General features: G+C 69.3%; 4 protein-coding genes. All 4 read right to left on the reverse strand.

From position 1 onward, the window contains the following. Positions 1 to 79: 79 nt before the first annotated feature. On the reverse strand, positions 80 to 1,495 hold the full coding sequence (locus tag VGD44_RS13100) for an MFS transporter (RefSeq protein ID WP_331087696.1): 1,416 nt from the start codon (positions 1,493 to 1,495) through the stop codon (positions 80 to 82). Positions 1,496 to 1,551: 56 nt separating this feature from the next. Continuing rightward, positions 1,552 to 2,973 carry an MFS transporter gene (locus VGD44_RS13105; RefSeq protein WP_331087698.1) on the reverse strand — a complete coding sequence of 474 codons (1,422 nt, stop codon included), beginning with the start codon at positions 2,971 to 2,973 and terminating at the stop codon, positions 1,552 to 1,554. Between the two features lie 156 nt (positions 2,974 to 3,129). Then, positions 3,130 to 4,035 carry an SDR family NAD(P)-dependent oxidoreductase gene (locus VGD44_RS13110; protein ID WP_331087701.1) on the reverse strand — a complete coding sequence of 302 codons (906 nt, stop codon included), beginning with the start codon at positions 4,033 to 4,035 and terminating at the stop codon, positions 3,130 to 3,132. Between the two features lie 91 nt (positions 4,036 to 4,126). Then, a partial coding sequence (locus VGD44_RS13115; protein WP_331087703.1) for a response regulator occupies positions 4,127 to 4,360 on the reverse strand: 234 nt, incomplete at its 5' end.

Genomic DNA, 4,360 nt, shown 5'->3' on the forward strand with positions numbered 1-4,360 from the left:
ACGGCGGCGATCGGCAGGCTGGTCGCCGAGAAGGCGAGGGTGCGGCCGAGCGACAGCGGGGCGTCAGCGGCGGGAGCGGTCATCGGGCGGGTCCGGGCGCGGTCATCTCTTCGCCGGTCAGGCCCTCGAGGGCGCCGGCGGAGCCAGCGAGCGCCTCGCGCGCGTCGAGCTGGCGGCGCACCTCGGCGGCGCGCTCGGGCGTCAGGCCGTAGCCCAGCAGGGTGAACGCGCCGAGCGACACGAACACGATGGGTCCGGCCAGGAACACCAGCATCAGCGACTGCACGGCCTCGGGGGTGTTGGCCGCGCCCGCCTTGGGGTCGTATCCGGTCTGGCCCAGCACCCAGAACGTCAGCGAGATGCCAACCCCGGCCGCGATCTTGTTGGTCAGCGTGGTCAGCGCGTAGAGCACGCCGCCCCTCTCCTTGCCCTGCCGCAAGCGCATCTCGTCGGCGACGTCGGCGGTCATGGCGCGGGTCAGCACGTTGAAGCTGGTCGCCATGAAGCCCGTGAAGAACATGGTCGGCGCCATCGCCAGCAGGTTGCCCTTGGGCAGGAACGGCAGGGTGACGAGGAGCAGCGAATAGACCAATGCGGCGGCGATCACCGCGCGATGCTTGCCGATCCGCGTCGCCAGCCACGCCAGGCTCGGGGCGCCGACGATGCCGGAGACGATGTAGATGAGCAGCAGGATGTTCGCCTGGCTCGACGTGAGGCCCATGAAGTCGCGGGAATAGAAGAGGTAGAGCGCCGCCATCCAACCCGGCCCCATGCCGAGCGCCAGGTCGGCGACGATCACCCGGGACATGTTGCGGTCGAAGACGAGCTCGCCGTAGTCGCGCAGGCGGAACCGGACGCCGGGCGCATCGCGCATGACCGTCTCGGGCGTCCGCCAGACCACCAGAAGTACGGCGATCGGCGTAAGGGCGATCAGGTACCAGATCATGGCCCGTACGGCTTCGGGCTCGCTGTAGCCCATCCGGTCCATCACGATCGGGAACAGCAACACGCTGACAGCGCCGGTGACGCCCACGGCCACCATCACGCCGAACAGCCGCGCCCGGTCGTCGTAGGACCTGGCCAGCGTCGAGGCCCAGGCCGAGTGCGACAAGAGCAGCATGGACGAGCCCAGGTACATGATCAGCAGGAATCCGACGAGGCCCGCGGTCCCGATCGAACGGTCGGCCTGCAGCAACAGGAAGAGGCCTGCCATGAGGAACGGGGCGCCCAGGAGGGTCCAGAAGCGGTAGCGCCCCCACCGGGTGCGCGTGCGGTCCATCGCCAGGCCCAGCGCCGGCTCGATCGGCACGTCGATCATCCGCGCCAGGCCGAAGGCGGCGCCCACGACCGCCAGCTCCACGCCGATGCTCGCCGCGAAGTAGGCCGGAAGATGCACCGCGACCGCGATGGCCAAGGCCTGCAGCGGCAGGCTGGTGGCGGCGAAAGCCAGGGCGAGGCCAAGGGGTAGGCGCCCGTCGCGTCCGGCCGTCGTCATCCATCCTCCCTTGCGCCGGGGCCTCTGGGCGGGCCCCTCGGCGCGTCAGCTTCTCGTCAGCTTGGCGACCTCACGGCCGGGAATTCGGGGTCGCCCGCCAGGGCCTCCAGCACGCTGCCCTCGGCGATGGCGTCGCGCTCGGCCAGCTTGTGGCGGATCTCGGCGTGGCGCTCGGGCGAGAGCCGGTAGCCCAGGAAGCAGCCGCCTGCGATCATCACGAAGACGATGGGCCCGACGATGTAGGCCAGCTCCAGGCCGCGGATCGCCTCGGGCGTGTTCACCGCGCCCATCTTGGCCTGGTAGCCCACCGCGGTGAGGGCGAAGTTGAAGGTGAACAGCACCGCGCCCGCCTGGGCGAGCTTCGTGGTGGCGTTGGTGACCGCGTAGACGAGGCCCATCCACTCGCGCCCGCTGTCGAGCCGCAGCTCGTCGGCGATGTCGCCGGCCAGCGCGCGGATCATCACGGTGAAGCCAGCGGCCATGGCGCCCACGACGAACATCAGCGGTGCGAAGACCATGAAGTTCCCGGCCGGCAGGAACGGCAGGATCATAAGGCCGATGGAGTAGAGGGTGGTGTTGAACATCAGCGCGCGGTGCTTGCTGATCCGGTTCGCCAGCCAGGCCGTGAACGGCGCGCCCGCGAAGCCGGCCGCGATGTAGATCATCAGCAGCACGTTGGCTTCGGCGATCGAGAAGCCGCGGCTGTCGCGGAAGTAGAAGAGGTAGAGGGCCGCCATCCAGCCAGGTCCCAGCGTCACGAAGAAGTCGGCGGCAAGGAGGCGCAGCACGTTCCCGCGGGCGATGAGGGTGAGGTAGTCGCGCGCCCTGAACGACGCCGAGTGGTCCTTGGCGATGGTCTCTCGGGTTGAGGTCAGCACGATCAGGACGGTCACCGGCGTGGCCCCGATGATGAACCAGATCATCGCCCGGACGCCCTGCGCCTCGTCGTAGCCCTGCTGGCCCATCACCACGGGGATCAGCAGCACCGCCATGGCGCCGATGACGCCCAGGCCGGTAATCGCGCCGAAGATGCGGGAGCGCTGCTGGTAGGTGGGCGCGAGCCGCGCGCCCCAGGCCAGGTGCCCCAGGTAGACGCCCGAGTAGCCCAGGTACATCACCAGCAGCCAGCCCACGAGGTAGCCGAGGCCCACGCCCTCGGGGGCCGCCAGCAGCATGTAGAAGCCGGCCATCAGCACCGGCGCGCCCAGCAGCATCCAGACGCGGTAGCGGCCGAACGCCGTGCGGGTCCGGTCCATGGCCACGCCGATGCCGGCGTCGATGGGAATGTCGATCAGTCGGACCAGGCCGAAGGCGGCGCCGACGACGGCGAGCTCGAGCCCGATCGAGGAGGCGAAGTAGCGGGGAAGGTGGACCGAGATGGCCAGCTGCAGGGCGGCGATGGGGATGCTGACCGAGGCGAACGCCAGGACGCCGGGAAGTGAGAGGTGGCCCGGGGGAGCCGCCTTTTGATCTGACACTGGGATCCTCCGACACGCCGCTCGCCAACCGGAGCGCGTAGGTTACGCGCGTTCACCAAGACCGGCGCAAGCGGATTCCGATTACAAAACTGCAAGGAGGCCATGCACGGATGCACGGCCTCCACCAGATTGGCGTCGATGTCGAAGCGGGGCCGGTCAGCCGCCTTGCATCTTGCGGAAGAACTTCGCGGTCTGCTCGCCGCCGTTCAGGTAGGCCCTCTGGCCAGCCTCGTCGGTGATCTTGGCCCAGGCGTCGCGCACGCCCTCGACCGTCGCGCCGGCGCCCAGGTAGACGCCCTCCGTCTCGACGATGCGGGAGAGCGCGAACGCACCGGCGCCCGCCGTCAGGATGTGCCCCGTCGGCGCCTCTTCCGAGCAGAGGAACACGACACCCGGCGTCACCAGCTCGGGCTTCAGCTGCTCCAGCACCTCCGGCGGCATGCCCAGGTTCTCGGTCATCCGCGTGGCGGCCACCGGGCTGATGGCGTTGACGTGGACGTTGTTCTTCTGGCCCTCGAGCTTCAGCGTGTTCATGAAGCCGATCAGGCCCAGCTTGGCCGCGCCGTAGTTCGACTGCCCGAAGTTGCCGTAGAGGCCCGACGACGAGGTCGTCACGACGATACGGCCGTAGTTCTGGTTGCGCATGATCTCCCAGACGGCCTTCACCGGCTTCACGGTGCCGAACAGGTGGACGTCGACCACGACCTGGAAGTCGCCGAACTCCATCTTGGCGAAGGTCTTGTCGCGCAGGATGCCGGCGTTCGCGATCAGGATGTCGATGCGGCCCCAGGCGTCCATGGCGTCCTTGACCATCCGCGCCACCCCCGCGTCGTCGGTCACCGACGAGCCGTTGGCGATCGCCTCGCCGCCCAGCGCCTTGATCTCGTCGACCACCTTGTTGGCCGCGTCCGAGCCGCCGCCCGAGCCGTCCATCGAGCCGCCCAGGTCGTTGACCACCACCTTGGCGCCGCGCCGGGCGAGCTCCAGCGCGTGCTGCCGGCCCAGGCCCCCGCCCGCGCCCGTCACGATCGCCACTTTGCCGTCGAAGCGGATGTCCGCCATCAGGAGTCCCTCTTGAACAGGTGTTCGAAAATTCGGCGCGCGTTGTGCGGCGCGGCAGAGGCGCCGTCAAGCTGACCGAACGAGAGGGGAGCTACGCCGCCGCGACCTCGGGCCGCCGAGCGCACGCCTCGACCGCGCGTTCGATCGCCTCGAACAGCTTGGCGGCGTCGATGGGCTTGGGCGCCACGTCGTCCATGCCGGCTTCGATGTACTCGGCCACCTGGTGGCTCATGGCGTTGGCGGTCACGGCAATGATCGGCGTACGCCGGCGATCCTCCCGCGCCTCGAAGCTGCGGATTTCGCGGGTGGCGGTGACACCGTCCAT

The sequence above is a fragment of the Phenylobacterium sp. genome, from assembly GCF_036402295.1.
Classification (GTDB): Bacteria; Pseudomonadota; Alphaproteobacteria; order Caulobacterales; family Caulobacteraceae; genus Phenylobacterium.